This window comes from Pantoea sp. Cy-639, assembly GCF_011752525.1.
In the GTDB taxonomy this organism is placed as follows: Bacteria; Pseudomonadota; Gammaproteobacteria; order Pseudomonadales; family Pseudomonadaceae; genus Aquipseudomonas.
In genome coordinates this window covers 73,459-97,535 of sequence record NZ_VWXI01000010.1, presented here as the reverse complement: position 1 = coordinate 97,535, position 24,077 = coordinate 73,459, and the positions used below count along the sequence as shown (strand labels likewise).

The window sequence follows — 24,077 nt, the reverse complement described above, 5'->3', positions numbered from 1 at the left end:
TGGCGCATCGCGCCAGGTGTTCGGCCAAAGGCTTCCCTGAAAGGGTCAGGTGGGTTGCAGGCTCTGCTGCTTCTGCGCAATAGGTTCGAATACCCTGCGACTGGACAGGGCGAAATGACTCGAACCGGAGAGCTTTGCGGCCTCTTTCAAGCGCGTGATCAGCACACGCTCATCGGTTTTGCCAGACGAACTGATCGACAGCGTTGGCGACCATGCGAACAGGTTCGGGTGCATGTAGCCCGGCAGTTGTTCATGCAGATAGCGCTCGGCATCCAAGGCGGTTTCCAGGCTTGCCGTCATGACCACCAGCGCGATGCAGTCACGGTTGCTTCGATGAATGACCGCCACCGCCGCACGTTCGATGCCGGGGTAACTCAAGGCCAGTTGCCGGATTTCCCCAAGGTGGATGCGCCGGCCGTTGATTTTCACCTCGTCGTCGTTACGCCCCTGGAAGACGACATTGCCATGCTCATCGAAGCAACAAATGTCGCCTGTGCGGTAGTACCGAATGCCGTCCACTTCGACGAGGACACGGTCGTTCTCATCAGGTTGATCGAAGTAACCACGCATGACCTGTTCGCCGCCAACCCAGAGCTCGCCGTGCTCTCCGGGTGCAAGAACCTCCTGGCCGTCGGCCATTATCTTGAGGCGCACATTGCGCAACGGCTTGCCAATGGGGTAAGCGGTCTTTCTCTCATTGTCGATGACATCGATCTGATGGGTCAGGCACACGATGGTCGCTTCGGTCGGGCCATAGGCATTGATGATGCGAATGTTCGGCAAACGCGACTTCCAGAGATTGATCACGCCCGGATCGCAGACTTCGGCGCCGGTCATGACCATTTCCATGTGCGCGAAGTTTTCTGCCGTGATGTGCTTGCCCTCTTCGGTAATCAAGGTGAGCAAGGTCGACACGGCGATCAGGTGGGTGATCTTCTCTCGGATCAATATCGATCGCATGATCGCACCAGCGTGCATCTGCCTGAACTGGTAAACGAATGCGCCAAGCGACAGCGGCAGCAGCGTATCTTCAATGGAGACATCGAAGTGGAAGGGCGACAAGCTGAACACGCGAGAGTCCGGGGTAAAGCGCAACACCTGGTTGTGGTTGCCGAAATACGCCGTCAGGCTTCCCGCGGTGATTTCCACCCCCTTTGGCTCGCCGGTCGATCCCGAGGTGAAGATGATGTAGGCAGGGTCGTCGGCCCCGTGTGCAACCGTACCGAACGCCGCTTCAGGCCCGGCAAGCAATGCCTTCAGACCCGCGCGGTCGAGCCACGCAGACGCTGGCACCAGTGCCTGCTGGTCTGCCAGTGCGATCACCATGCTCGGCTGCAGACGTTCGATCAGTTTGCCTAACCGAGCTTGAGGTTGCGCACCATCGAGTGGCACATAGACAGCACCGCACTTCCAGATAGCCGAGGCCAGGATGGGCATCAGCGCGCATTTCTCTGCCAGCACGGCAACGCGGGAACCTGCTGCTACACCCCGCTCATGCAGCCACTTCGCTAGCGTTTGCGCATGCTGTTCGAGTTCGGAAAAGGTGTAAGCATCGGTACCGTCGGACACTGCAGTCTTGCCTGGCGTATTGCCTGCAGGCATGCAGAACACATCGCCCAGCGCGGGCGCTGGCGTCGATTCGAATGCGGGGTCGATTGACCAGGGTGGCAAGAGTACGTTCATGAGCACAGCACTTCCTTGTTGTCTCGTTGACTGGACGAATATGCATGGGGTTATCCAGCACCCCAGCCCTTGATTGCCAATACAGAAATACATGGAGAAACTGCAGGTCGAGGATTCAGTGATCTGCGACCGATACTTCATAGGCGTGAAAGGGGGAAGCGATCAGACCAATCCAGGTGCAGAAATGCGTCCTGCACCTGAAGTGCGTCTGTCAGCTACGCACATGCCCCCTGTTCATGCGCCTTCTCTCGACACCACCGTGTGAAAGAAACGTAGCTTCGGCTTGCTGGTCGCGCCCATGCGCTGGTAAAAGCCGATGCCCAGTTGATTGTCGGGTGGCGTCTGCCACTGAGCGTGGCCGATCTTTCGCTCGCGGCAGAATGCGTCGAGGCAATCGAAGAAGCGCCGGCCGATACCATGACCTCGGTATTCATCTTCGATGTACAGGCAGTCCATGTGAGCAAAGTACGCGGCATCCCACGTCGCATAATCCACCGTCGCCGTCATGAAGCCACACAGGTGACCGTTGGCCTGCGCCACCCAGCCGAACAGGTCGGGTGATGTGCAAAACAACGCCTCGGACCAGCGTTCGACCTGGTTGTTCTCCACCCATGTCGCCGCCTCATATTCCGCATGCCGTCGACAGAGACGCAGGAGTTGGGGAAGATCCGCCTCGCGTATCGTTCTGACCTCGATATCCATGCCTACACCCACCCCGTAAAGGTGCTTTGCAGGTACGCTTGCACATCGTCCGTGCCTGGCCGCACCGCCTTGGGGGAAGCGTTCAGCATCGTGCGCACCCACGCATCGCGTTCGAACTTCATGATTTCAAGTTCCCACACACACGCGATGATCCCGGTTTCTGCAAGTGACGCGACGTTCGTCAGCTTGCGATTGTCGACCACACACTTGTAGACACGATGCTGCAGCATGTTCGCATCGACCCACTGACTCAGCAGAAGATAGTCACCATCCAGCGCCAGGTGGAGGATCGCAAAGCCGAGGCCATGATCGGCACTTCCAGACGGTGCGCCCATCATCGCGCCAATGTGTGTGGCCAATTCATCTTCGTTGGGAAAGCAGGCGACTTTCTCTGGGTCCGCAAATAGGCCATAGACCTTGAATTTGCGGTCATTGACCGATACGACCGGATAGGGCCGAGCAAGGCGCGGCTGATAGTTCATCGTATTCATGCAAGCTCCAGCGTACGATCCGGCTGAACGACGGGGGCGTTGATCAGCGCCTGCAGCTCGAGCTTCATATCGGGACACAACGGGCCGACCATGTCGGCAAACAGGGCCCAATGACGCCGCCGCTGCGACAGGTTGTCGGTGCTGGCGAGCACTTCGAATACTTCCAGGGCGGCGACTGCCATGTTCGAAATGGAGAACGCCTCGAGTGATGCAGCGGCCTGCCATCGCGTTTGGGCGGCTGCTATGCGTGCAGCATGGTCTTCAGCGAGGTTGCCGCTACCCGCTGAAACTGGCGAGAAATCCTGCTGGTAGGCATCGATGATGCGGTCATACACTTCGCGCCGCCAAAGCTCGAACTGGGAACGGTCGAAGTTCTCCGTCGCATTTTCCGGCGCGCAGATGGCGGCGAACAAACGGATCGCGTCGGCCGGGTGCTGGGCAACCAGTTCCCTGATCCATACAGCGTGGCCGCGGCTGGTCGAAAAATCGACGCCGTCCAGCTTGAGAAACTGGTTGGTCAGGCAAACTCCTGGCTTGGGCGAATGCTGATCGATCGACTGCAAGGCGGCATAGCCAAGAGCGTGGCTGTAGGAGCAATCGAATCCAAGGAAGTGAACCAGTTGTGTGTCGTTGCCCCACCATTCGGAAAATGCCCCGCGCTCGGCATGCAGGTCCAGATGTTCTTTCAACGTTGACCGATAGCCTGCCAACCCCATGAACCAGGTATGGATCGGTTGTTCATGCAGCCCTTCGACTGCCTCATCGAGCTGAAGCCCGGCGTCGTGGGGACGTGTTATGCCCCAGGTCGCGGTTTCGTCGCGCAGCATTTCATCGAGGTAGCTGCGCAATGCCGGTCGCATCGGGGCATGCCGATAGTGCTCGCGCAAGCTCGGATAATTCTTGCCGAGCTGCCAGACCCAGCGCTCGACCGTACGCGGCTGCATTGCCCCCTGGCACACCATGCAGGTCATGTGGTCAATACAGTCGATATCCGGTGCGCGTGCACATTCTTCGCACTGGCTTGCATCGGACGACGCCCCACAATAATTACAGTGCGTGCGACCGAGGCCTTCATAGCCGTACACGTTGCACGCGTCGCAATGGAAGACTTTGGTCGGTTTTTTATGCAGCTGTCCGGCCTGGTGGGCGAGATGGTAATAGTGGCTGGCACTGTCGGTGAAGGCTTCGCTTTCACCCGCCTGGAGGAAATGATCGCATTCGATACTGATCATTTCGAGGGACAGTTGAATTTGTTTGCTGTTCAACTTGGCGAGCGCAAACGGATCGCGTCGAAGTTGCCGCGCCTTGCGCAGCATATAACTTTGATAGTCGTCGGAATAACACAGCAGCAGCACATCATGCCCTTGCTGTTTCAACGTCCTGGCGCAGACATCAGCCGCAAGGAAAGGCCCCGAAAGATGACCAAGATGCAGGTCGCCGTTCGGTGTGGGCGGCGTAATCGTGACAATGAATTTCCTTTTCATTTTATCTCACTTCAGCTGATGTAATCGAACCGTCACCATGCTTATCAAGCATGGGTTCGCACATTTGTATCTCGGTCATTATTTGTCGGTTTACCGGATACACATCAAGCCGGCACTCGCGTGAAAACAATAAAACATCGCCAGTGCGTCATGATTCCGAAGAGCATCCCTGCGCCCTATTAGCGACAAGAATCTAGAAGCTTCCGCTCAATGAAGTAATGGATATACAACATCACTGCGTGTAAGACATTCGCCATTGCTGGTGTCAGCGACCAACCATTTGGATATTCGCAAGTTGGTCAACCAATTACCGATACGACAGATCGGTCAATATGACGCATCAATACGCCAGCGTTGTCGGTGGTCAAGCAACCGATTGAAGTTGGGTAATTGCAGGAAGGGGAAAACGAAGGGGTCAAGCGTGTCGCCAGAGAAACAGCGCCCATCCTCTGGGGCTGACACCCAGCCTGTGGGAGCTGGCGAAGCCAGCGATGGCCTCCTCGAGCGGCGGTTCGACGACAATATCATGCCTCGGTCCGCCACCTGCCCCATACCCTGCGGCCTCTCGTCGCAGCCTCATCCCCCTTGGCAAATCCTGCACAGGCCGTAAAATCCCGCATCCTTTTCGCCCGTCGCCCTACCCGGTGGCCACCCTGCGCAAAGACAGCGTCCGTGCCTCATCACATCGCGCATGTGCCACAGGCTCAACCGCCCCCCGCCCGGCCATCCCGCAACTGGCCCAGCGGTTGAGTCTTGCCAAGGTCGCATTCCGCCCGGGCCAACGTGCGTGCCATCCTGGCCAGGCCTGGAGCACGCAGCCGAGAAGGCGCATCTGCTCTTTCAACCTTGAGGTACGTATGTCTCCGCGTTTGCTGGCCATGGCGCTGGCACCCCTGCTCGGCCTGTTCATCATTGCCCTGGGCAATGGCTTCCTGTCTTCCCTGACCACCCTGCGCCTGGGCGCGGCCGGCGAATCGGCGACCACCATCGGCGTGGTGTCCTCGGCCTACTTCATCGGCCTGACCCTGGGCGCGGTGTTCAACGACCGGCTGATCCTGCGCATCGGCCATATTCGCGCCTACAGCAGTTTCGCCGCACTGATCGGCGCGACCATCCTGCTCCAGGGCCTGTTCTACGACACCACCTGGTGGTCGGTGCTGCGCCTGATCAACGGCTGGGCCGCGGTGGGCGTGTTCCTGGTCATCGAAAGCTGGCTGCTGCTGGCCGGCGACGCCAAGATCCGCGGCCGCCTGCTGGCGCTGTACATGATCGCCTTCTACGGCGCCGGCGTGATCGCCCAGGCCACCCTCGGCGAGATCACCGGCCTGGGCGACACGGCGCCGTTCATGCTCGCCGGCATGCTGGCCACCTTGTCTGTGCTGCCGATCGTGATCCTGCCGCGGGTATCGCCGCTGCTGGACCAGGTCGAGCCACTCAAGCCGCGCCAGTTGCTCGGCGTGGCGCCGACCGGGCTGGTCGGCTGCTTCGGCTCGGGGGTCGCCATCGCCGGCATCTACGCCCTGCTGCCGCTGTACCTGCAGCGCATCGGCATGGATGTGGGCGAAGTCGGCGGCATGATGGCCTGGGTCATCCTGGGGGCCATGTTGCTGCAGTACCCGGTGGGCCGCTGGTCCGACCGCAAGGACCGGCAGACCGTGCTGATCGCCCTGGCCGCGCTGTGCACCGTGCTGTCGGTGCTGATCGTGCTGCTGCCAGCAGACACCGTGTTGCTGCCGGCCTTGCTGTTCCTGCTCGGCGGCGGCGTGTTCGCGCTGTATCCGGTCGCGGTCAGCAGCGCCGCCGACCGCGCCCCGGCCGATGCGCTGGTGCCGATGATCCAGGGCTTGCTGCTGATCAACTCGCTGGGCTCGGCCATGGCGCCGCTGGCCATCTCGCCGGTGATGACCCACTACGGCGAGGCCGGGCTGTTCTGGGCCTTCGCGGTGATCAACCTGGCGATGGTCACCTTCTTCGCCTGGCGCCGGGGCAAGCGCCCGGCACCGGAACACCCGGCACCGTTCGCGCCGACCGCGACCTTCTCGCCCAGCGGCGCCGAGTTGCGGGTGACCGAAGAATTGATGCATGCCGTGCAGGAGCACCCGCAGATGAACGAAATGTCGCCAGAACGCGACAACCAGCGAGCCCCCGGCACATTCTGAGCCACCCAGCACCGCCGGCCTGGAGCCCCTCTCCCGGTCGGCAGAAGCGCTTCGCAGGACTCGGCCTGGTGGCGCCTAGCGCCAGTACTGCGGCTGGTCCACCACCTGCTGGTGCGCCTGGAACAGCAACGGCAGTTCCTCCTTGAGGAAATCCAGCCAGGTCCGCACCTTGGCATCGAGGTAGTGGCGCGACGGGTAGATCGCGTAGATTTCCCGCTGCCGCAAGCGATGCGGCGCCAGCAGCCGGCACAACCGCCCCTCCTGCATGGCCTGGCTGGCCGAATAGTACGGCAGCAGCCCGACGCCCATGCCCAGCTCGGTGGCCTTGAGCATGGCATCGGCGACATTGGTGAGGAAGGTGTCCTGGGGCACGATCACGCAGCTGTCGGCTCCCTCGCCGAACGACCAGTCCTCCTCGAACAACGGGTCCACCGTGCGCAGGCAGACATGCTGGTGCAAGTCTTCGGGACGCTCGGGCACGCCATGCCGGGCCAGATACTCGGGCGAGGCGCAGAGGATGCTGCTGATGCTGCCCAGCGGGATGGCGATCAGTTGCGAGTCGGGCAGGTCCTGGCCGATGGTGATCACCACGTCATGCCCTTCGGCCAGCGGGTCGGGGTTGCGCTGGGACAGGGTCAGCTCCATCACCACCTCAGGGCAAGTGGCGTTGTAGCGCGCCACCAGCGGCATCATCAGCAGGCCCAGGCCGTGGGAGCAATGGAAGCGCAGGCGCCCGCGCGGCGTGAGGTGGGCGCCGCGGGCTTCGTCCATGGCCTCCTCGGTGAGCAGCATGATCTGTCGCGAACGTTCGAGGAAACGCTCGCCCGCCTCGCTCATGCGCAGGCGCCGGGTGGTGCGGTGCAGCAGGCGGGTCTGCAACTGGTTCTCCAGCTCCGCGACGATCCTCGACACCTGCGCCGCCGAAATGTCCAGGGCATGGGCGGCAGCGGCGAAGCTGCCGCACTCCACTACCCGGGCGAAGGTACGCATCGCATGCAGCATATCCATGGGCTGGCGCTCTCATTCATACATCAAAGGCAGGAATCTATCACGGCACAGACCATTTATTGTGAAACGTAAATGAATGGATCATCACACACGTCCCGAAATCAGGAGCCTGCCATGAAACGGTCCATTGCCTTCCTCGCCCTGTGCGCCACCCTCTCCTCCTTTGCCGCCCTCGCCGACAGCCCGGCAAGCAGCAGCAGCTATGCCTACGGCACGCCGCTGGACGTGGCCAAGGTGATCTCCATCACTCCCGCCAGCAACGCCGGCAACTGCCAGCTCGGTACCGCGCACATGGTCTATGTCGACCACCAGGGCCAGACCCGCGAAATCGACTACCGCGAAATGGGTGACTGCTCGCAGCAGTGAACGGCTTGGAAAAATACCAGCCAACGCGTTGAAAGTGCATTTGCCTGCCCCTCACGCCAGCGCATGATCTGCCGGGACAACAACAAGAACGCTCCGGCCCGTCCGCTCACTGTCACGGCCACACCCGTAGCGCACCCTGTAGGAGCCGGCCTTGCCGGCCAAAAGCTGTGCACGGCGCAACCATGCTCGCCGAGCATCAGGCCAGCAGTTCGCTGATCCAGTGCGCCTGCTCGGTCATCTCCCGTACTTTGTGCTCTGGTACCGCCTGGCGCGCCCGGGCGAAGTTGGCCAGGGTCTGCTGCTTCTGACGCAACATACGCTGCCACTTGAACAGGAACGCCGGGCTGCGTGCAGTCATCAGCAATGGGCCGAAGTACAGTTGCTCGGCGCTGTAAACCACAGGCTCGCCAGGCTCGGCGACGATGATCTCGTAGTCGAAGCGGTTCTCCCGCAGCACTTCCTCACAGACGATGCGATAACCGTTGTCCATCAGCCATCGGCGCAGCGGCGGCTCGCCGCCATTGGGCTGCAGCACCAGTCGCTCCTGGCCGCCCAGATGGCCACGGCCGGCCTCGAGGATGTCGCGGATGGTCTCGCCCCCCATGCCACAGAGGCTGACGACCGTGATGCCGTCCTGCGGCTCGATGGCCGCCAGGCCATTGGCCAGGCGTACCGTGACCTGTCCGTCCAGGCCGTTCTCGCGCACCGTGCGCCGCGCCGACTCATAGGGCGTCAGCGCCACTTCGCCGGCCACCGCTGCCGTGATCGCGCCCCGGCGCGCCAGCGCCACCGGCAGGTAGCCGTGGTCCGAGCCGATGTCGGCCAGGCGCGCGCCTGCCGGCACATGGGCCGCCACGCGCTCCAGACGCATGGACAATGTGTGTTCGTTCAACTGCTGCCTCTTCACTCGCAACCTGGGCCCGGCGCCTGCGGCCGGGTCGGGGGCGCGATTCTGCCGGCCCGCGCCGCGCATTTCAAATGCCCGCGACCGCCGCCTGCCTCGACCTGCCCCGGCCGCTCGCGTAGGCTTGCCGCTTTCCCTCCGTTGCAAGGCGAAATCCCATGGCAAACAACGACATCATCTACACCCCCGACCCGGACGCCGACTCGATCTCCTCCGACGTCGCCGAGTACAACGGCATCCTGGTCAGCACCCAGATCCCGGTGCACGCCGACGGCAGCCTGGCCCTGGGCGACATCACCAGCCAGTGCGAGTGCACCCTGCAGGCGCTGAAAGTGGCCCTGGAGCGCGCCGGCAGCTCGATGGACCGGGTACTGCACCTGACCATCTACCTCACCGACATGGCCGACCGCGCCGCGTTCAACGAGGTGTACCAGCGCTTCTTCAAGCAACCCTGGCCAGTGCGCGCGGCGGTGGGCGTAGCCTCGCTGGCGTTCGAAGGCATGCGTGTGGAAGTCACCGCGATGGCAGCCAAGGGCTGAACCTGCCTGCGCCATCGCGGGGCAAGCCCGCGATGGCGCCACCTGGCACCCTGTGCGTGCCCCCGACGCATTTCACCGCTACAATGCCCGCCTTACCGTGACAGCCCGAATCTATAACGACATGTCCCTTCCAAAACATCACCTGGAACTGCTCAGCCCTGCCCGTGACGTGAGCATCGCCCGCGAGGCGATCCTGCACGGCGCTGACGCCATCTATATCGGCGGCCCGAGCTTCGGCGCGCGCCACAATGCCTGCAACGAGGTCGGTGATATCGCCGCGCTGGTGGAATTCGCCCACCGCTACCACGCCCGGGTGTTCACCACCATCAACACCATCCTCCACGACAACGAGCTCGAACCTGCGCGCCAGCTGATCCACCAGCTGTACGACGCCGGCGTCGACGCGCTGATCGTCCAGGACCTGGGGGTGATGGAGCTGGACATCCCGCCGATCGAGCTGCATGCCAGCACCCAGACCGACATCCGCACCCTGGAACGGGCCAAGTTCCTCGACCAGGCCGGCTTCTCCCAGCTGGTGCTGGCCCGCGAGCTGAACCTGCAGCAAATCCGCGCCATCGCCGCCGAGACCGACGCGGCCATCGAGTTCTTCATCCACGGCGCGTTGTGCGTGGCCTTCTCCGGCCAGTGCAACATCTCCCACGCCCAGACCGGCCGCAGCGCCAACCGGGGCGACTGCTCCCAGGCCTGCCGCCTGCCGTACACGCTCAAGGACGACCAGGGCCGCGTGGTGGCCTTCGAGAAGCACCTTTTGTCGATGAAGGACAACAACCAGACCGCCAACCTGCGCGACCTGGTGGACGCCGGCGTGCGCTCGTTCAAGATCGAGGGCCGCTACAAGGACGTGGGCTACGTGAAGAACATCACCGCCCACTACCGCAAGGAACTCGACGCGATCCTCGAGGACCGCCCGGAACTGGCGCGCGCCTCCAGCGGGCGCACCGAGCACTTCTTCGTCCCCGACCCGGACAAGACCTTCCACCGCGGCAGCACCGACTACTTCGTCAGCGACCGCAAGATCGACATCGGTGCCTTCGACTCGCCGACCTTCACCGGCCTGCCGGTGGGCGTGGTGGAAAAAGTCGGCAAGCGCGACCTGCAGGTGCTCACCGAGGTGCCACTGACCAACGGTGACGGCCTCAACGTGCTGGTCAAGCGCGAGGTGGTGGGTTTTCGCGCCAACATCGCCGAGCTGCGCAGCGAATCCGAGGAAGACGGCCAGAAGCGCTACCGCTATCGCGTCGAGCCCAACGAGATGCCTGAAGGATTGCACAAGCTGCGGCCGAACCATCCGCTGTCGCGCAACCTCGACCACAACTGGCAGCAGGCCCTTCAGCGCACGTCCGCCGAGCGCCGCGTCGGCGTCGAATGGCACGCGGTGCTGCGCGAGCAGCGCCTGGCACTGACCGTCACCAGCGAGGAAGGCGTCAGCGCCCAGGTTGCCCTGGACGGCCCGTTCGGTCCGGCGAACAAGCCGCAGCAGGCGCTGGAGCAGTTGCACGACCTGCTCGGCCAGCTGGGCACCACGATGTACCACGCCAACGCCATCGACCTCGATGCGCCCGAGGCGTTCTTCATCCCCAACTCGCAGCTCAAGGCCCTGCGCCGTGAAGCCATCGAGGCGCTGACCACGGCGCGGGTCGAGGCGCACCCGCGTGGCGGGCGCAAGGCCGAGACCAGCCCGCCACCGGTGTATCCCGAGTCGCACCTGTCGTTCCTGGCCAACGTCTACAACCAGAAGGCCCGCGACTTCTACCACCGCCACGGCGTGCAGTTGATCGACGCGGCCTACGAGGCCCACGAGGAACACGGCGAAGTGCCGGTGATGATCACCAAGCACTGCCTGCGCTTCTCCTTCAACCTGTGCCCCAAGCAGGCCAAGGGCGTCACCGGCGTACGCACCAAGGTCGCGCCGATGCAACTGATCCAGGGCGACGAGGTACTGACCCTGAAGTTCGACTGCAAGCCGTGCGAGATGCATGTGATCGGCAAGATGAAGGGCCATATCATCGACCTGCCGACCCCAGGCAGCGCAGTGGCCCAGGTCGTCGGCCACATCAGCCCGGAAGACCTGCTCAAGACCATTCCCCGCGCGCCGCACTAAGGTGTCTGCGCTTCCCCAGGCCATCAGGCGCCTGGGGGAGCGGCAGCCCTCGTCAGCGCCCTGCCCCAGGATCTCCTGACCTGTGAAACCGGTGAGATTTGTAGAGTCCCTGAGAGCGGTGGGGATTGTGGGAGCCATGGGGGGTTGTGGGGGTTGTGGGAGCTGTGGGAGCTGTGGGAGCTGTGGGAGCTGTGGGAGCTGGCGAAGCCAGCGATGGAGCGCAAAGCGCTCCCGGCAAGCAAAACAACACAAAAGTCTCATATGAGCTATTTATGTCTCATATGTTATAGTCCGGCTCTTTCGTCTTATTGCGCCCTGCCAGCAACCCGGCAAGCGCTCATCGACTCGAGGCCATTCATGCGCAGATCCCTCCAAGAAGAACGCCTGCTCAAGGCGCTCGCCCACGCCATCGTCGTCCAGCCCCGCGCCACCCTCAAGGAGCTGGCGGAAACCGCCGGTGTCAGCAAGGCCACCCTGCACCGCTTCTGCGGCACCCGCGAAAACCTGGTCGCCCTGCTCGAAGACCACGGCGAGCAAGTGCTCAACCTGGTCATCCACGAAGCCGACCTGGATCGCGCCGAACCGCTGGTGGGTATTCGCCACCTCATCGCCGAACACCTCAAGCACCGTGAAATGCTGGTGTTCCTGATGTTCCAGTACCGCCCCGATACCTTGCTCGGCGACAGCGAGGACCGCCGCTGGCTGGCCTACACCCAGGCCATGGATGCATTCTTCCTGCGCGCCCAGCAGCTCGGCGTACTGCGCATCGACATCAGTGCAGCCGTGTTCACCGAAATGTTCATCACCATGGTCTATGGCATGGTCGATGCCGAACGACGCGGCCGGGCGGCCAGCGCCAACACTGCCCAGGCCCTGGAGCAGCTGTTCCTGCAAGGCGCCCAGACCCCAGCCTGAGCCTCCTGCGCTACCGCGATCTAGACCGGGTCGCGGCGCTCCCGCTGCGCCTGCAATTGCCGGCGCATCTCCTCGCTGGCGCCCTGGGCCTGGGCAAGGATGGCGCGCAGCCCCTGGACCTGGGCGTCGCGCTGCTCCAGCTGTTGTTCCAGCTGTGTGCGCAAGGCCTGGGCCTGGCGCTGCTCGACCTGCAGGCGCTCGTTGTCGCGGTGCAGGCGGGTCAACTCCTCCTGGCGCGCGCCCATGCCCAGTTGCAGCGTCTGCAACTGCCCCTGCAACTGACGCACCTGGACTTCATGGCGGCGCTGCTCCTGCTCGCGCTGATCGCGCTGACTGACCCGATCCTGCTCCAGCGTGGCCCGGGCATCGCGGTGTTTGTCCTCCAGCGAACGGATCTGCTCGTCCTTGTCGGCCAGGCGCACCTGCAGCTCGCCTAGCGCTTGACTCAGGCTGGCGCTGCGCAACTGCTCCGCGTGGAGCGCAGCCTGGGTGGCGACGAGCTTGTCGGTCTCGACCTGCAAGGCGTCGGCCTGCCGCTCGCTGTGACGCTGCGCCATCTCCAGGGACTGGCGGGTCCGCTGCAGTTGTTCCTGCAACTGTTCTCGCTGGCGTTCGAAAGCGGCTTCGGCCTCATCGATCCTGGCCTGCCCTTCCTCGCGCAACTGGTTCGCCAATTGCTCCACCAGACGCTCCAGCGGCTCGCTGAGGCTGGCCGTGCCCTGCTGCGAAAGCGGCTGGCGATCCAGCTCCTTCAGGTAGCGATGGATGGTGGTCTTCGAGCCGGTGTTACCCAGCTCGATACGTACTGCATCGATACTGGGATACAACCCACGGGCCATCAGCATCTGCCGCGCCTGCTGCACCGCAGCCCTGTCGATTCCGCCCCGGGACATGTTCGCTCCTGTAGATTGATATCGTGGTATGTACCACGTAATACGCGCGAATTCTGCCGTTGCCGGCAGGCAATTTCAAGACACGCAAGAGCAATCATCAGGCCTGAGGACCCGGTCAAGGTGTCGCCGGCACACCATTGATCTCGCCCTTGCGCAAGCTCAGTACGCTGTTGCCCAGGGCATCGCTGGCCTGCAGGTCGGCGCCGCGGGCGGCCAGGGCGTCGAGCAGTTCCCGGCGCTGGAACAGCGCGGCGTACATTGCCGCCGTCTGGCCGTTGGCATTGCGTTGATCCGGGTTGCAACTGGCGTCGAGCAGGCGTCGGGCGATACGCACCTCGCCCTTGAAGATCGCCCCCATCAGGGCAGTGTTGCCACGCAGGTCCTGCGCACAAGGATCGGCGCCCGCGGCCAGCAACTGCTCCACCGCCCCGCGCTGGCCGTGATAGGCGGCAAGGATCAACCCGGTGTAGCCTTTTTCGTCATGCACGTTCAGGTCGTAGCCGGCCTGGATGAATTCGCCAAGCATCGGCTGGTCGCCGCGGCGCGCGGCATCGAGAAAGTACTCGCGCAGGCGTTGCGCGGTATCACCGCCCTGCCCTTGCGGCTGAACCTCGGCCTGGGCCGTGACGGCCAGCAGGCTGAGCGCGAGCGCTGTCATCCATCTTGCCATGGGGTTCTCCTTCGCAAGAAAAAGGCGGGCCCAGAGGCCCGCCCATCGACGCATCAGTCCTGCAGCTTGGCTGCCAGTTGCTGGACCCGCTTGAGGTCGGCCTTGGCCACCTTGGCCAGCCCGGTGCCGTAATCGGCGTCGGCCTTGTAGAAGAACGACAGCATGATGTAGCGGCTCTCTTCGTCAGTGATCGCCAGGGCCTCGCCGAGGCTGTTGATCAGGTCGGTCTGATCCTTCTTGGCGTAGCTGCGGAACAGCTCGCCGGTCTGCTTGAAGTTCTGCTCGCGCTGGATCTTCGCCTGCTGGGTGGTGCCGCTCAGCGGGGTCTGCACATAGCGCGCGCTGGCCTGCTCTTCACGCGGTTGCAGGCGACTCGGCTGGTAGTTCACGCCACTGTCGCTGTGGCCGTGGTTGCCCAGGCCGTCCTGGTTGATGGTGTTGACCGTGGCGCGTGGACGGTTGACCGGCAGGCTCAGGCCGTTGGCGCCCACCCGGTACATCTGGGTATCGGCGTAGGCGAACAGGCGGCCTTGCAGCAAGCGGTCCTCGGAAGGCTCGATGCCTGGCACCAGGTTCGACGGGGCCATGGCGACCTGCTCGGTCTCCTGGAAGAAGTTGTCGACGTTGCGGTCGAGCACCATCTGGCCGATCTTGCGCTCGGGCACGTCCGGCCAGATCTTGGTGGCATCCAGCGGGTCGAAGTCGAACTTGGCCAGCGCTTCAGGCTCGAGCACCTGGATGTACAGGTCCCACTTCGGGAAGTTGCCTTTGTTGATCGCACTGACCAGGTCGTGGGTCATGTGGCTGTAGTCCCGACCCTGGACCTGAGCGACCTGTTTCGGGTCGAGGTTCTTCTGCCCTTGCAGGCTCTTCCAGTGGAACTTCACGTAGTGCACTTGGCCCTTGGCGTTGACCAGCTTGTAGGCGTGCACGCTGTTGCCGTCCATTTCGCGGTAGCTGGCCGGCGTACCCTCGTTGGAATACAGCAGGGTCAGGGTGCGGGTCGCTTCCGGCACATGGGAGAAGAAGTCGAAGCGCCGCGCGTCGTCGTCGAGATTGTTGCGCGGGTCAGGCTTGAAGGCGTGGACCATGTCCGGGAACTTGATCGCGTCGCGAATGAAGAAGGTCGGGAAGTTGTTGCCGACCAGGTCCCAGTTGCCATCGGCGGTGTAGAACTTGGTGGCGAAGCCGCGTGGGTCACGCAGGGTTTCCGGCGAGTGGTTGCCGTGCACCACGGCGGAGAAACGCACGAACACCGGGGTCTTCTCGCCTGGGCGGAACACCTTGGCCATGCTCAGCTCGCTGATGTCGGCGCTGGCGGTGAACTGGCCGTGGGCGCCAGTACCGCGGGCGTGGACCACACGCTCGGGGATGCGTTCGCGGTCGAAGCGCTGCAGCTTCTGCAGCAGCTGGGCGTCCTGCAGCAGCACCGAGCCGTTGGCCCCGGCGGTCTGCGAGTTCTGGTTGTCGCCCACCGGGGCGCCGTTGTCGCGGGTCAGGGTGGCGGCCTGCACCGACAGCGACAGCAGGCTGGCGGCCAGGGTCGTGGCCACCAGCAGGCGACCGGGCTGGAACAGTTTGAACGGGGTCATGGGGTACTCCTAAAGGCTCTATACAGGCGTCTTGATGCGCCTGGAAAGGGTAAGGAGCCCGCGGCCGATCGCTAAATTGATCCTGCTCATCAGTGCAATTGGTAATTTCAATCCCGCTGCTTATATGCGAATGCTATGGAGGTGCGCCTTGATCGATCGGCGGCGGGCCTCCACGGCAGGTCGCGGGGCAAGTCGCGCTGCTCCCACAACGATGAATGACCAGGCTTTCGTACAAACCCTAGAAATCGACCTTGCCTCGCCCGGCCTTGACCGTGCCGCGCCTGGCTTTCGACTCCAGGCGGCGGGTCTTCGAGCCCAGGGTCGGCTTGGTCGGACGACGCTTCTTCTCGACCTTGGTGGCGCCCAGGATCAGTTCGACCAGGCGCGCCAGGGCATCGGCGCGGTTCTGTTCCTGGGTACGGTATTGCTGGGCCTTGATGATCAGCACCCCGTCAGCGGTGATGCGACTGTCACGCAGCGCCAGCAGCCGCGCCTTGTAGAACGCCGGCAGCGACGAGGCAGGAATGTCGAAGCGCAGGTGCACGGCGCTGGACACCTTGTTGACGTTCTGCCCGCCTGCACCCTGGGCGCGGATGTAGGTGAGCTCGATTTCGGCATCCGGCAGATGCACGTTGTTGGAGATGGTCAGCATGCTGGCCCCTTGGTGATGACGCGCCCATTATCACACCTCCTGGCCGCTGCCGGGCGTGATTGCCACGGCCCCATTGACTCTCAAGCCGGCTTCAACGTTAGGGTGATGGGGCAGTGACTTTCCCGCTCATCGTCAAGCATGCCCTGGAGAACCGTAACGTGAAACCTGGCCCCATCGCCGCCAACGGCATCCCCGCCCACGCCGATACCACGCTGATCGACATCGCCGGTCATCCGGTGCCGGTGATCACGGGTGGCCTGTACGACCGCTATCGCTCCAACCCACCGCTGGCGGTGATCGCAGCCGAGTCCCCCGACCTGGACCTGAGCTGGTTCGAGAGCCTGGAAAAGACCCAGGTCGATATCGGCTTCGCCTCGCACTCACCGAATTTCTACTACCGCAACAGCCGCATGACGGTGGTCCACACCGCCGATCTCAAGCGGCTCAAGGCGCTGATGCCGACCGAGGTGCTGGCCCAGGTGCAGCCGTTGCAGGTCTGGCCGGGCCGTGGCCTGGTGGCGTTCACGGCCTACACCTATGACTACTGCGACAACGACAGCTACAACGAGGTCGCCCTGTCGATCATCACCGGCAGGCCGGGCCAGACCAGCCTGGGACCGCTCACCCTGGTTGGTCAGGCGTTGTCGAAGGATTTCTGGGGTTATGTGCTCAAGCTGCCGGTGAACACCGAACTGGCCCGGGTCCGTGGCGTGGTGGGCTACAACCTGCCGAAATGGCTGACCCGCATCGACCGTCACGAGGACGCCGACAGCGTGGCGTACAGCATCGGCGACAGCCAGACCGGCAAGCTCGACCTGGTGTTCAAGGGGCGCAAGCTCGACAGGCTGTCCGGCGCGGTCGAGCTGGTGAACAACAGTTTCACCAACCTCGACGTCCACGGCCAGCCGACCTACGGCCATGCCACCTCGCGCCAGAGCCGACACGCCGTGAGCCTGAGCCCGCGCAGCGCCGAACTGGTGCTCGGTGATGGCAGCCTGTCGAGCTATATCCGCACACTGGACCTGGGGCGAATGCTCAAGTACGAATACGTGCCAGAGTTCCAGAGCGCGCTGTACGCACCGCAGCCGCTGGCGGCCCTGGGCCGCGGCCACTGAGCGCGCGGCCTGGCCACTCAGCGGCGGGGGCTGGCGACCAGCTGCCCGCCGGCCATCTCGTCACGCAGCCGGTCCAGCACCCGCTGCGTGTTGTCGGCGCATGGCATGCCTTCCGGCTTGCTCTCGATCCCGTCGATCACCAACAGCAACTGTGCTTTGTTGCGTGCCAGACGCTGCTGCAGCAACTCGATTTCCTCGACCTTGCGCTTGAGGCCGCCGAGCAACGTCTCGTGCCGCCAGCCGTTGGCATTGGCCGGCAACAGCTGGCGGATCTCCTCGAGGGAGAACCCCGCGGCCTGGGCACTGGTGATCAGCTCCAGGATCCAGACCGCTTCGGCCGCATAGTCGCGGTAGCCGTTGGCCTTGCGCGCCACCGCGTGAATCAGCCCGCTCGCCTCGTAGAAACGGATCCGCGATGGGGCCAGGCCAGTGATCCTGGCCAGCTCGCCTATTCTCATGGGGCACCTCGAAATGCCATTGACCTTGAAGCGAACTTTAATCCTAGAGTGGCGCTGCGGCCAAGCGCCGCCAGTTCATCGACTTCCAGCAGGAGAGACGAAAATGGGTTACGTCACGACCAAAGACGGCGTACAGATCTTCTACAAGGACTGGGGCCCGCAGGACGCCCAGGTCATCTACTTCCATCACGGCTGGCCGCTCAGCGCCGACGACTGGGATGCGCAGATGCTGTTCTTCCTCGCCCACGGCTACCGGGTGGTGGCCCACGATCGCCGTGGCCATGGCCGCTCCAGCCAGGTGTGGGATGGCCACGACATGGACCACTACGCCGATGATGTCGCCGCGGTGGTCAAGCACCTCGGGGTCACGGGCGCCATCCACGTCGGCCACTCCACCGGCGGCGGCGAGGTCATCCACTACATGGCCCGTCATCCTTCCGATCCGGTGCCCAAGGCGGCGATCATCGCCGCGGTGCCACCGATCATGGTGCAGACCGCAAGCAACCCTGGCGGCCTGCCCAAGTCGGTGTTCGATGGCCTTCAGGCCCAACTGCTGGCCAACCGCGCGCAGTTCTACCAGGACATTCCGGCCGGCCCGTTCTACGGCTACAACCGCCCCGGCACCAAACCCGACCAGGGGGTGATCCTCAACTGGTGGCGGCAAGGCATGATGGGCGGCGCCAAGGCTCACTACGACGGCATCGTCGCCTTCTCCCAGACCGATTTCACCGAGAGCCTCAAGCAGGTCAAGGTGCCGGTGCTGGTGATGCATGGCGACGACGACCAGATCGTGCCGTACGACAACGCCGGCCCGTTGTCGGCCAAGTTGCTGCCCAAGGGCACGCTGAAGACTTACGCCGGCTTCCCCCACGGCATGCCGACCACCCACGCCGAGGTGATCAACGCCGACCTGCTGGCGTTCTTTCGCGCCTGAATAAACGCGCTGGCCGCCGGCACGTCATGGCAATGGACGGGCTGGCGAACAGCGCGGTGGATCGCCCTGGCGCAGGAACAGGCAAGCGGTGCCGACTCAATGCACGGCATCGAACCGGCTCATGCCATAACCCCTGATCCGCTCGATCCACGCGTCCGCCGCTTCATTGGAGCATCCATGATGCATGGCACCTTCATGTATGAGGTGGTACTCCATGCGCAGGGTCGTCGGTATCAGGCCTGGGTCATCGGTATTGATGGTCACCGGCATCGGCCGCTTGCGCAGCTTGAAGAGGTTGTGCCTTGCCCCGGCCTCCAGCTCCTCCTGTTGCGGAGGATTCCAGCGGTAGATCGGATGGTCGGCGTGCCTGTCCAGCTGGCCGATGTAGACGTTGGAACTGGGGTTGGTCTCGATCATCAGCCCCAGGCGTGCGTAGCGCTCGATGCAGGCATCCTGGATCGCCAGCATCAGGCTCAGGTCGTCGGCATCGTCGTGGTCGTGGACATAGCTCACGCGCCCTTCACAGGTCGCTTCCTGCTGCTCCAGCCTGGTCTGGCCAGGTGGGACAACCCTGCCCTGCAGCACGGCCAGGCGCACCTGGCATTGGGACCTGCCCTGCTGGGCAGCCTCGTGACGCGCTCGCAGGATGAACAAGCCCTCGGCCGTGTCCGATCTTGGTTTGCCGAGGTGCCGCGACAGCCGGGTGAAGTCCGGGACCGCCGCCTGTTGCAGGCCTGCCTCAGCGACCAGCAGATCGTCTTGTGCTTGCGACAGGGTCCTGCTGCAGTTCCTGCGCAAACGCCAAGCCCGATAAAGCCGCCATAGATCTTCAGTGCTCGGCGTGGTTTTGCCGCCCCAGTTGGCCCATGGAACCTGTTTCAGCATTTTGGCAATCCGCAGTTCCAGGCGCGCGACAGGTACCTGCAACCCTTCGACATTGCGCAACCTGAGCGCTTCGCGCCAGGCCCAGACCAGATTGTCCAGGTGCTCGTCGACCGGCAACTGCACTTCGCCATGACGTTCGAGCCAGTCCTTGGGGGAAATACCCAGTGCCAGGGCGTGTCCCAACCTGTCGCCCGCACGCATGCCACAGAACCTGACGGTCTCCTCGACCCGCCTGAGGCCGGACAACGGATGCCCGTAATCCTCGCCAGCATGGATGCTCAGGTGAAGGCTTGTCGCTGGCGGGGCCAGGAGCTCGGACGAAGGCACGCGAGGCCTTCGCAGCCAGCGAAAAACAGGGGCGCACCACTCTATCGGCCAGCGGTTCTCATCACCGGCCACGTCGAGCCCGCGGATGATTCGCGCAGGCAACGCCTGGTAGGCGACGGGCTCAAGGTTGTCGTCGAAAGGTTGCGACAACGGCCAGGGAACCGCTGACGCCAGCACCTGCGCAAGCTCGTGGGCCGTGCTCCACAGCTTGTCCCGGGTAATGTCGCCCAATCGGTTGAAGTGGACGCACAAATGCCAGTGGCTGCGGGAGTGGGCATGGGGGGCGGTGCCTTGCGTGGCAAGCTCCAAGCCTGGGATATGCGCATGGACGGCGCGGAACAGGTTGCCGGCCAGTTGCCCCTGGTCAAGGCTGTCGATGCCGACCTTGATCTCCGCCTTGTCGCCTGGCCGCTGGAAGATCCAACCCACCTTCTCCTGCAACTGATGCAGCTTCGACTCCGCGAGCTTTTCCGACACCTTGCGGGCCGGCAGATGAAAGTGCCCCGAAGTGAAGCGCCGCAGGCCGTTGCCGTCCATGACCATCTCTCGCCGCAGGCTCATGATGTCGACAAACAGCAGCAGCACGCCTGCGCGCAGGACGTTGCTTGCTTTTTTGCTTCGATAGCTGCGCCAGAGCAGAAGGAAGAGGCACATCCAAGCCTGCCGGTACCTATGCCTGGCCGCTGCATCTGCTAACGCCCGCAACAGTAGCCTGTCAGTCACCGGTTCGTTCGCGCCAGTGTCAGTTGCGAGCACGATGCCATCGCGCAAGACCTGCCAATCGATCGTCGCCAGGTTGTCAGCTTCAGTCCTTGTATCGTCACACGCGATTGTTGCAAGCGATGCGTCCAATGCCTCGTCGGGCCGTGGATCGCTTGCCAGCGATCCCGTCCAGGCCTCGAGCATTCGCCAGATACGCTGCAAGCGCATCCGTATGCCCTCGGCGTCCTGGCTTTTTTCAGGCCATTGCCCGGCAAATACCAGTTGCGCCAAGACGAAACCGTCACCCAGCACGCCACCAAGGTGCAGATGCCCCTCGGCCATGGCGCAGTTGAACCTGGGAGGCACGAACAAGGCATTGCGCGATTCCAGGATCTGCTGCAAAGCAAGCGCCGTAAGCGGCTCCTGCTCGCTTCGCCCAGCCAGCCCCCAGGTGACCAGAATAGTAGGGTCTATCTCCGACAGCAGTTCTGCATAGCGCTGAATCAGATCATCCTGGACATACGGACCCTCCTCCCACACCAGCAACTCCTTTATCGCGTCATCGAGCGCTGGCACTTTCGGGTTTTCCAGGAACGTCTCGTTGCACAGGTACTGCGCTGCGGCTTCCAGCGTGTTGGGTCGGCCTCTCCTGCCTGTACGGGCGTCGATATCCGCAACAATGGCGTCCCTGAGCTTGCGCTTCAGTCCGCCACTGTCCAGCCTGGCATGTGGAGCTTCCTTGCGCGCCTCCAGCCATCGTCCCAGATAGCAGCGCAACGTATCGGAAACCTGCTCGCTGCCAAACAGCGCACCGATCGCCCGCTCGGGGTAGGAACGAACCAGCATCAGCCTTGCTCTTTTGGGGTTCTTCCCAATTCCAGAGACTCGATAGCACGGCGCAACAAATTGAGCTGCTTAAGGTCCGGATAACGTTGCTGTACATCAGCCAACACCGCTTCGCCGTAGCGCTTTGGCCGTAACTGCTTTTTGCTGGCGCCTCTCTGCAATGCTCGTTTTATCGAGGCAGAGCTCAGACGCTCCGTCGTGGGCGGCATGCCCAGCGCCTTGAGCAGGTAGGCGCGGCCTGCCATGGCCACAGTGCTTGGCTCATCCAGTTCTCGTTGCTGCGCGATTTTGAAGAACGACTGATAGAGCTGGCGAAGCGGATGCGACTCCAACAGTGTGGTGAGCGCCACGACAGGCCTTTCCTGCTGCGCGTCCTCCACCTTGCTGAGAAACGGCTGGATGTTCTGGGTGAACAGGTTGTTTTGCGAAAAGTCGCCACGGCGATTGAGCAGGTTCACCGTGGAGATATCCACTCCCATGCCAAACAAAGGACCTTTTTCGAAGCTGGCAATCGCCGCCCAGAATGCATTGAAAGCCGAAAGCCCCGAAGCCACGACATCACTGAGCAGCTCAGCTTTCGGTTGTGCATTCACTGCCAGTGGTCGGTTGAACATAGGCAGTTGGTTGTACGTCTTGTTCAACGCGCAATAAATCAGCCAGGGCGAACGTGAGGCTGCTTGGACCTTGCTCTTGAATCGCCACTCATTGAGCGCATTGACCAACTGTTCTATCGCCAACCTGCGTGCGCCGTCATTCGCGCCTGCGTACTGGGAATAAGGAGTAGGCTCGTCTTCCTGCCCCATTTCCTCATACTCGATGTCATCCAGCGAGTAATGCACTGCCTTGGTCGCCGCCACACTTACCGCGCTGTGATAAGGCGGGTTTGCACAGATGCGATAGACATCATCCTGTGTCACCTCGCGCACCAGGCTGGTCACGACCAGCTCGATGATCCGACCACAGCAGAGCAGCGTTGCCCGCTTGCTGGTGCTGTAGAAGTTGTGATGGGTCACCATCTCCACCAGGAGGTTCCAAACCCCGGCATCATTCTCGCTTCCGGCCTTCCAGTTGGCCGGCACGACAGCCCGCCCTACTTCCGGCGTGGCAAACGGCACGACGGCTTCGGTCTGCAGCGACCTGAGCCATGATTCTGGCAAGCGCCCACGCAAGTCGTCTTGCCAGGCCAGCTGTGCGCGATTTTCCGTATACCTGAGCTCTGTCAGGCCCACCTGTTCAAGTGGCTGGAAAAGCGGTGTGGCGAGCACGCTGCCTTCACCCTTGGCCCAATGCTGCATGGCGATCAGCACCAGGCAGACCGGCCCGGCGGACGACTCGAAGGAGAAATGGCTCAGCAGCTCCGAGCACCATTTGTCCAGAAAGAGCGAGGTGGACTCATACCAGGGCCGATACAGCATGCCAGCGGTCATCCTGGATTGCCGGCCCAGGTCCAGCTCGCACAGGCGCCACATCATGTTTATTTCAGGTATCGGCGTGTCATACCCAATGAACGCGTTTTCGAGGCTGGCTATTTCCGAACGGACCCGCGCCAGCAACTGCGACAATGCCCTGACCGTAGGAATAGGAATCTCTAGCGCGCTGTTCTCACTGTTGTTGACAGCGCCTGCCAGCAACACCTTCAGCCAATGAGCCAAATGCTTCAGCGTGAGCCAAGGCCTGCCGTGCTCTCTATCCTCTCCCCCCAGCAGAATCCTGTAGCTCTGCAAGTATTCACTGACATCCGGCATCCGCATCCGTCGGTGCAGCGGCAAGATCTTGCGCAGGTACTCCATGGCCAGGTCCTCGGCCATTCCTTGGGCATTGTTCTTGAACTGTTCGCTGCCCAGCGTCAGGCGCCGATAGGTGTCCCTTGAGGTCACTTCCCGGTACAGCGCGAGATCACCGCAGACAATCGGCAAAAGCGCCGGGCTGGCCAGGTAGCGGCGCACGACCTCGAGGTTCTCGAAAGCGCGGTGCAGCGTGGTGTCGACATCGTCGATCGGCAGCACCAGCAGTTTTTTGCCCAGCAGCCTTGCCGCCTTGCTGAAAAAGTCGTGGACCGCGCCGGCCAGGGCTTGCGAACCCATGAAGGCGCGCAGGCGATCCAGGCCGATGCCCTCGCCCTGGCTTTCCCTGCCCGACAGCGCGGTTCCCAGGGCCTGGAGGCTGTCATGCAGCGCTTGCCACAGCTCCGGCTCGCGTTCGCGCTGGGCCTTGACCGCGGCGTCGCCCAGTACGGCGGCGACCACCACGTTGAGGAACAGGTCGTCACCATCTTCGAGCTGGGAAGGGTCGATGGGCTTGAGGATGTGCACCGCGTCGGCGACGCCTGGATCGGCGAGGCCTGGATACGCCTGCTCGACCGCCTCCAGGTACTTGATCAGGTTGACGATCACCGTGGTCTTGCCCGTGCCGCGGTTGCCATCCAGGAAGATGGTCATGTGACCTCTTCCGTTGGCATAGCGCGTCGCGTCGTGGTTCTGGTCCTGCGTGTCGTCTGGCAGGGCTTCCTTGAGCATCTGCGCCATCTTCTCGTACACGCTGCGCGCCAGCAGTTGATTCACCGTGAGGCGCCCTGCCCGCTCTCCCTGGTCCAGGGGCAGGTAAATGTATTGCGGATCGAGCGGCATAGG

20 protein-coding genes are annotated in these 24,077 nt (G+C 63.0%); 7 read left to right on the top strand and 13 right to left on the bottom strand.

The features are described from left to right. Positions 1-45: 45 nt before the first annotated feature. The 4 genes from F3J43_RS14180 to F3J43_RS14165 all read right to left on the bottom strand — a co-directional run bounded on the left by F3J43_RS14180 (position 46) and on the right by F3J43_RS14165 (position 4,360). Positions 46-1,683 carry an amino acid adenylation domain-containing protein gene (locus F3J43_RS14180; RefSeq protein WP_166887320.1) on the bottom strand — a complete coding sequence of 546 codons (1,638 nt, stop codon included), beginning with the start codon at positions 1,681-1,683 and terminating at the stop codon, positions 46-48. A gap of 234 nt (positions 1,684-1,917) precedes the next feature. Next, complete coding sequence (locus tag F3J43_RS14175) at positions 1,918-2,385, bottom strand: GNAT family N-acetyltransferase (RefSeq protein ID WP_166887317.1); 468 nt, start codon at positions 2,383-2,385, stop codon at positions 1,918-1,920. A 2-nt stretch (positions 2,386-2,387) separates the two neighbouring features. Further along, entirely contained in the window at positions 2,388-2,876 is a 489-nt protein-coding gene (locus F3J43_RS23830) for a hypothetical protein (protein ID WP_205297858.1), read from the bottom strand. Continuing rightward, positions 2,873-4,360 (bottom strand): methionine--tRNA ligase, encoded by a 1,488-nt coding sequence (locus tag F3J43_RS14165; RefSeq protein ID WP_166887314.1) that lies wholly within the window; start codon positions 4,358-4,360, stop codon positions 2,873-2,875. The genes F3J43_RS23830 and F3J43_RS14165 overlap by 4 nt, the downstream gene beginning before the upstream one ends. A gap of 857 nt (positions 4,361-5,217) precedes the next feature. Between F3J43_RS14165 and F3J43_RS14160 the strand changes: the two genes are divergently transcribed. After that, positions 5,218-6,519, top strand: coding sequence for an MFS transporter (locus F3J43_RS14160; protein ID WP_166887311.1), 1,302 nt, complete (start codon positions 5,218-5,220; stop codon positions 6,517-6,519). A 75-nt stretch (positions 6,520-6,594) separates the two neighbouring features. Here the strand turns inward: F3J43_RS14160 and F3J43_RS14155 are convergent, their stop codons facing one another. Then, positions 6,595-7,527 carry a LysR family transcriptional regulator gene (locus F3J43_RS14155; RefSeq protein WP_166887308.1) on the bottom strand — a complete coding sequence of 311 codons (933 nt, stop codon included), beginning with the start codon at positions 7,525-7,527 and terminating at the stop codon, positions 6,595-6,597. 114 nt (positions 7,528-7,641) lie between these two features. On the opposite strand from F3J43_RS14155, the gene F3J43_RS14150 reads away from it, so the two are divergent. Then, positions 7,642-7,893 carry a DUF2790 domain-containing protein gene (locus F3J43_RS14150; protein WP_166887306.1) on the top strand — a complete coding sequence of 84 codons (252 nt, stop codon included), beginning with the start codon at positions 7,642-7,644 and terminating at the stop codon, positions 7,891-7,893. A gap of 196 nt (positions 7,894-8,089) precedes the next feature. Here F3J43_RS14150 and F3J43_RS14145 read toward each other — a convergent pair whose 3' ends face one another. Next, positions 8,090-8,785, bottom strand: a complete 696-nt coding sequence (locus tag F3J43_RS14145; RefSeq protein ID WP_205297857.1) for a tRNA (adenine(22)-N(1))-methyltransferase — start codon at positions 8,783-8,785, stop codon at positions 8,090-8,092. A 170-nt stretch (positions 8,786-8,955) separates the two neighbouring features. Between F3J43_RS14145 and F3J43_RS14140 the strand changes: the two genes are divergently transcribed. From F3J43_RS14140 to F3J43_RS14130, 3 genes are all read left to right on the top strand, one after another. Next, positions 8,956-9,336, top strand: a complete 381-nt coding sequence (locus F3J43_RS14140; protein WP_166887300.1) for a RidA family protein — start codon at positions 8,956-8,958, stop codon at positions 9,334-9,336. A 121-nt stretch (positions 9,337-9,457) separates the two neighbouring features. Further along, positions 9,458-11,458, top strand: a complete 2,001-nt coding sequence (locus F3J43_RS14135) for a peptidase U32 family protein (protein WP_166887297.1) — start codon at positions 9,458-9,460, stop codon at positions 11,456-11,458. 357 nt (positions 11,459-11,815) lie between these two features. Next, positions 11,816-12,373 (top strand): TetR/AcrR family transcriptional regulator, encoded by a 558-nt coding sequence (locus F3J43_RS14130; RefSeq protein WP_166887294.1) that lies wholly within the window; start codon positions 11,816-11,818, stop codon positions 12,371-12,373. A 20-nt stretch (positions 12,374-12,393) separates the two neighbouring features. On the opposite strand, the gene F3J43_RS14125 is transcribed toward F3J43_RS14130, so the two are convergent. The 4 genes from F3J43_RS14125 to arfB all read right to left on the bottom strand — a co-directional run bounded on the left by F3J43_RS14125 (position 12,394) and on the right by arfB (position 16,180). Then, positions 12,394-13,266 (bottom strand): DNA-binding protein, encoded by an 873-nt coding sequence (locus F3J43_RS14125; protein ID WP_166887291.1) that lies wholly within the window; start codon positions 13,264-13,266, stop codon positions 12,394-12,396. A gap of 115 nt (positions 13,267-13,381) precedes the next feature. Next, a complete protein-coding gene (locus F3J43_RS14120) occupies positions 13,382-13,936 on the bottom strand; it encodes an ankyrin repeat domain-containing protein (protein ID WP_166887288.1) in 555 nt (184 codons plus the stop codon). Between the two features lie 53 nt (positions 13,937-13,989). Beyond that, positions 13,990-15,528: a catalase KatB gene (katB, locus tag F3J43_RS14115; protein ID WP_166887284.1), complete on the bottom strand. Its 1,539-nt coding sequence runs from the start codon at positions 15,526-15,528 to the stop codon at positions 13,990-13,992. Positions 15,529-15,766: 238 nt separating this feature from the next. Further along, the gene (gene arfB, locus F3J43_RS14110) at positions 15,767-16,180 is read right to left on the bottom strand and encodes an alternative ribosome rescue aminoacyl-tRNA hydrolase ArfB (RefSeq protein ID WP_166887280.1); all 414 of its coding nucleotides are present in this window, start codon (positions 16,178-16,180) and stop codon (positions 15,767-15,769) included. A gap of 113 nt (positions 16,181-16,293) precedes the next feature. On the opposite strand from arfB, the gene F3J43_RS14105 reads away from it, so the two are divergent. Continuing rightward, positions 16,294-17,295 carry a hypothetical protein gene (locus F3J43_RS14105; RefSeq protein ID WP_205297856.1) on the top strand — a complete coding sequence of 334 codons (1,002 nt, stop codon included), beginning with the start codon at positions 16,294-16,296 and terminating at the stop codon, positions 17,293-17,295. A gap of 17 nt (positions 17,296-17,312) precedes the next feature. On the opposite strand, the gene F3J43_RS14100 is transcribed toward F3J43_RS14105, so the two are convergent. Next, positions 17,313-17,753 carry a MerR family transcriptional regulator gene (locus tag F3J43_RS14100; RefSeq protein WP_166887277.1) on the bottom strand — a complete coding sequence of 147 codons (441 nt, stop codon included), beginning with the start codon at positions 17,751-17,753 and terminating at the stop codon, positions 17,313-17,315. Positions 17,754-17,856: 103 nt separating this feature from the next. Here F3J43_RS14100 and F3J43_RS14095 point away from each other — a divergent pair, with 103 nt between their 5' ends. Next, entirely contained in the window at positions 17,857-18,687 is an 831-nt protein-coding gene (locus tag F3J43_RS14095) for an alpha/beta fold hydrolase (RefSeq protein ID WP_166887274.1), read from the top strand. 96 nt (positions 18,688-18,783) lie between these two features. Here F3J43_RS14095 and F3J43_RS14090 read toward each other — a convergent pair whose 3' ends face one another. Together F3J43_RS14090 and rdrA are read right to left on the bottom strand one after the other, a co-directional pair. Next, complete coding sequence (locus tag F3J43_RS14090; RefSeq protein ID WP_166887271.1) at positions 18,784-21,447, bottom strand: amidohydrolase family protein; 2,664 nt, start codon at positions 21,445-21,447, stop codon at positions 18,784-18,786. After that, positions 21,447-24,074, bottom strand: a complete 2,628-nt coding sequence (gene rdrA / locus F3J43_RS14085; RefSeq protein WP_166887268.1) for an antiviral RADAR system adenosine triphosphatase RdrA — start codon at positions 24,072-24,074, stop codon at positions 21,447-21,449. Before rdrA ends, F3J43_RS14090 begins: the two co-directional genes overlap by 1 nt. Positions 24,075-24,077 lie beyond the last annotated feature (3 nt).

Excerpts from the sequence above, each read along its gene's own strand:
- katB (WP_166887284.1), bottom strand. The coding sequence starts at position 15,528 with ATGACCCCGTTCAAACTGTTCCAGCCCGGTCGCCTGCTGGTGGCCACG.
- arfB (WP_166887280.1), bottom strand. The coding sequence starts at position 16,180 with ATGCTGACCATCTCCAACAACGTGCATCTGCCGGATGCCGAAATCGAG.
- rdrA (WP_166887268.1), bottom strand. The coding sequence starts at position 24,074 with ATGCCGCTCGATCCGCAATACATTTACCTGCCCCTGGACCAGGGAGAG.
- F3J43_RS14100 (WP_166887277.1), bottom strand. The coding sequence starts at position 17,753 with ATGAGAATAGGCGAGCTGGCCAGGATCACTGGCCTGGCCCCATCGCGG.
- F3J43_RS14160 (WP_166887311.1), top strand. The coding sequence starts at position 5,218 with ATGTCTCCGCGTTTGCTGGCCATGGCGCTGGCACCCCTGCTCGGCCTG.
- F3J43_RS14180 (WP_166887320.1), bottom strand. The coding sequence starts at position 1,683 with ATGAACGTACTCTTGCCACCCTGGTCAATCGACCCCGCATTCGAATCG.
- F3J43_RS14125 (WP_166887291.1), bottom strand. The coding sequence starts at position 13,266 with ATGTCCCGGGGCGGAATCGACAGGGCTGCGGTGCAGCAGGCGCGGCAG.
- F3J43_RS14120 (WP_166887288.1), bottom strand. The coding sequence starts at position 13,936 with ATGGCAAGATGGATGACAGCGCTCGCGCTCAGCCTGCTGGCCGTCACG.
- F3J43_RS14130 (WP_166887294.1), top strand. The coding sequence starts at position 11,816 with ATGCGCAGATCCCTCCAAGAAGAACGCCTGCTCAAGGCGCTCGCCCAC.
- F3J43_RS14155 (WP_166887308.1), bottom strand. The coding sequence starts at position 7,527 with ATGGATATGCTGCATGCGATGCGTACCTTCGCCCGGGTAGTGGAGTGC.
- F3J43_RS23830 (WP_205297858.1), bottom strand. The coding sequence starts at position 2,876 with ATGAATACGATGAACTATCAGCCGCGCCTTGCTCGGCCCTATCCGGTC.
- F3J43_RS14150 (WP_166887306.1), top strand. The coding sequence starts at position 7,642 with ATGAAACGGTCCATTGCCTTCCTCGCCCTGTGCGCCACCCTCTCCTCC.
- F3J43_RS14135 (WP_166887297.1), top strand. The coding sequence starts at position 9,458 with ATGTCCCTTCCAAAACATCACCTGGAACTGCTCAGCCCTGCCCGTGAC.
- F3J43_RS14165 (WP_166887314.1), bottom strand. The coding sequence starts at position 4,360 with ATGAAAAGGAAATTCATTGTCACGATTACGCCGCCCACACCGAACGGC.
- F3J43_RS14095 (WP_166887274.1), top strand. The coding sequence starts at position 17,857 with ATGGGTTACGTCACGACCAAAGACGGCGTACAGATCTTCTACAAGGAC.
- F3J43_RS14175 (WP_166887317.1), bottom strand. The coding sequence starts at position 2,385 with ATGGATATCGAGGTCAGAACGATACGCGAGGCGGATCTTCCCCAACTC.
- F3J43_RS14140 (WP_166887300.1), top strand. The coding sequence starts at position 8,956 with ATGGCAAACAACGACATCATCTACACCCCCGACCCGGACGCCGACTCG.
- F3J43_RS14090 (WP_166887271.1), bottom strand. The coding sequence starts at position 21,447 with ATGCTGGTTCGTTCCTACCCCGAGCGGGCGATCGGTGCGCTGTTTGGC.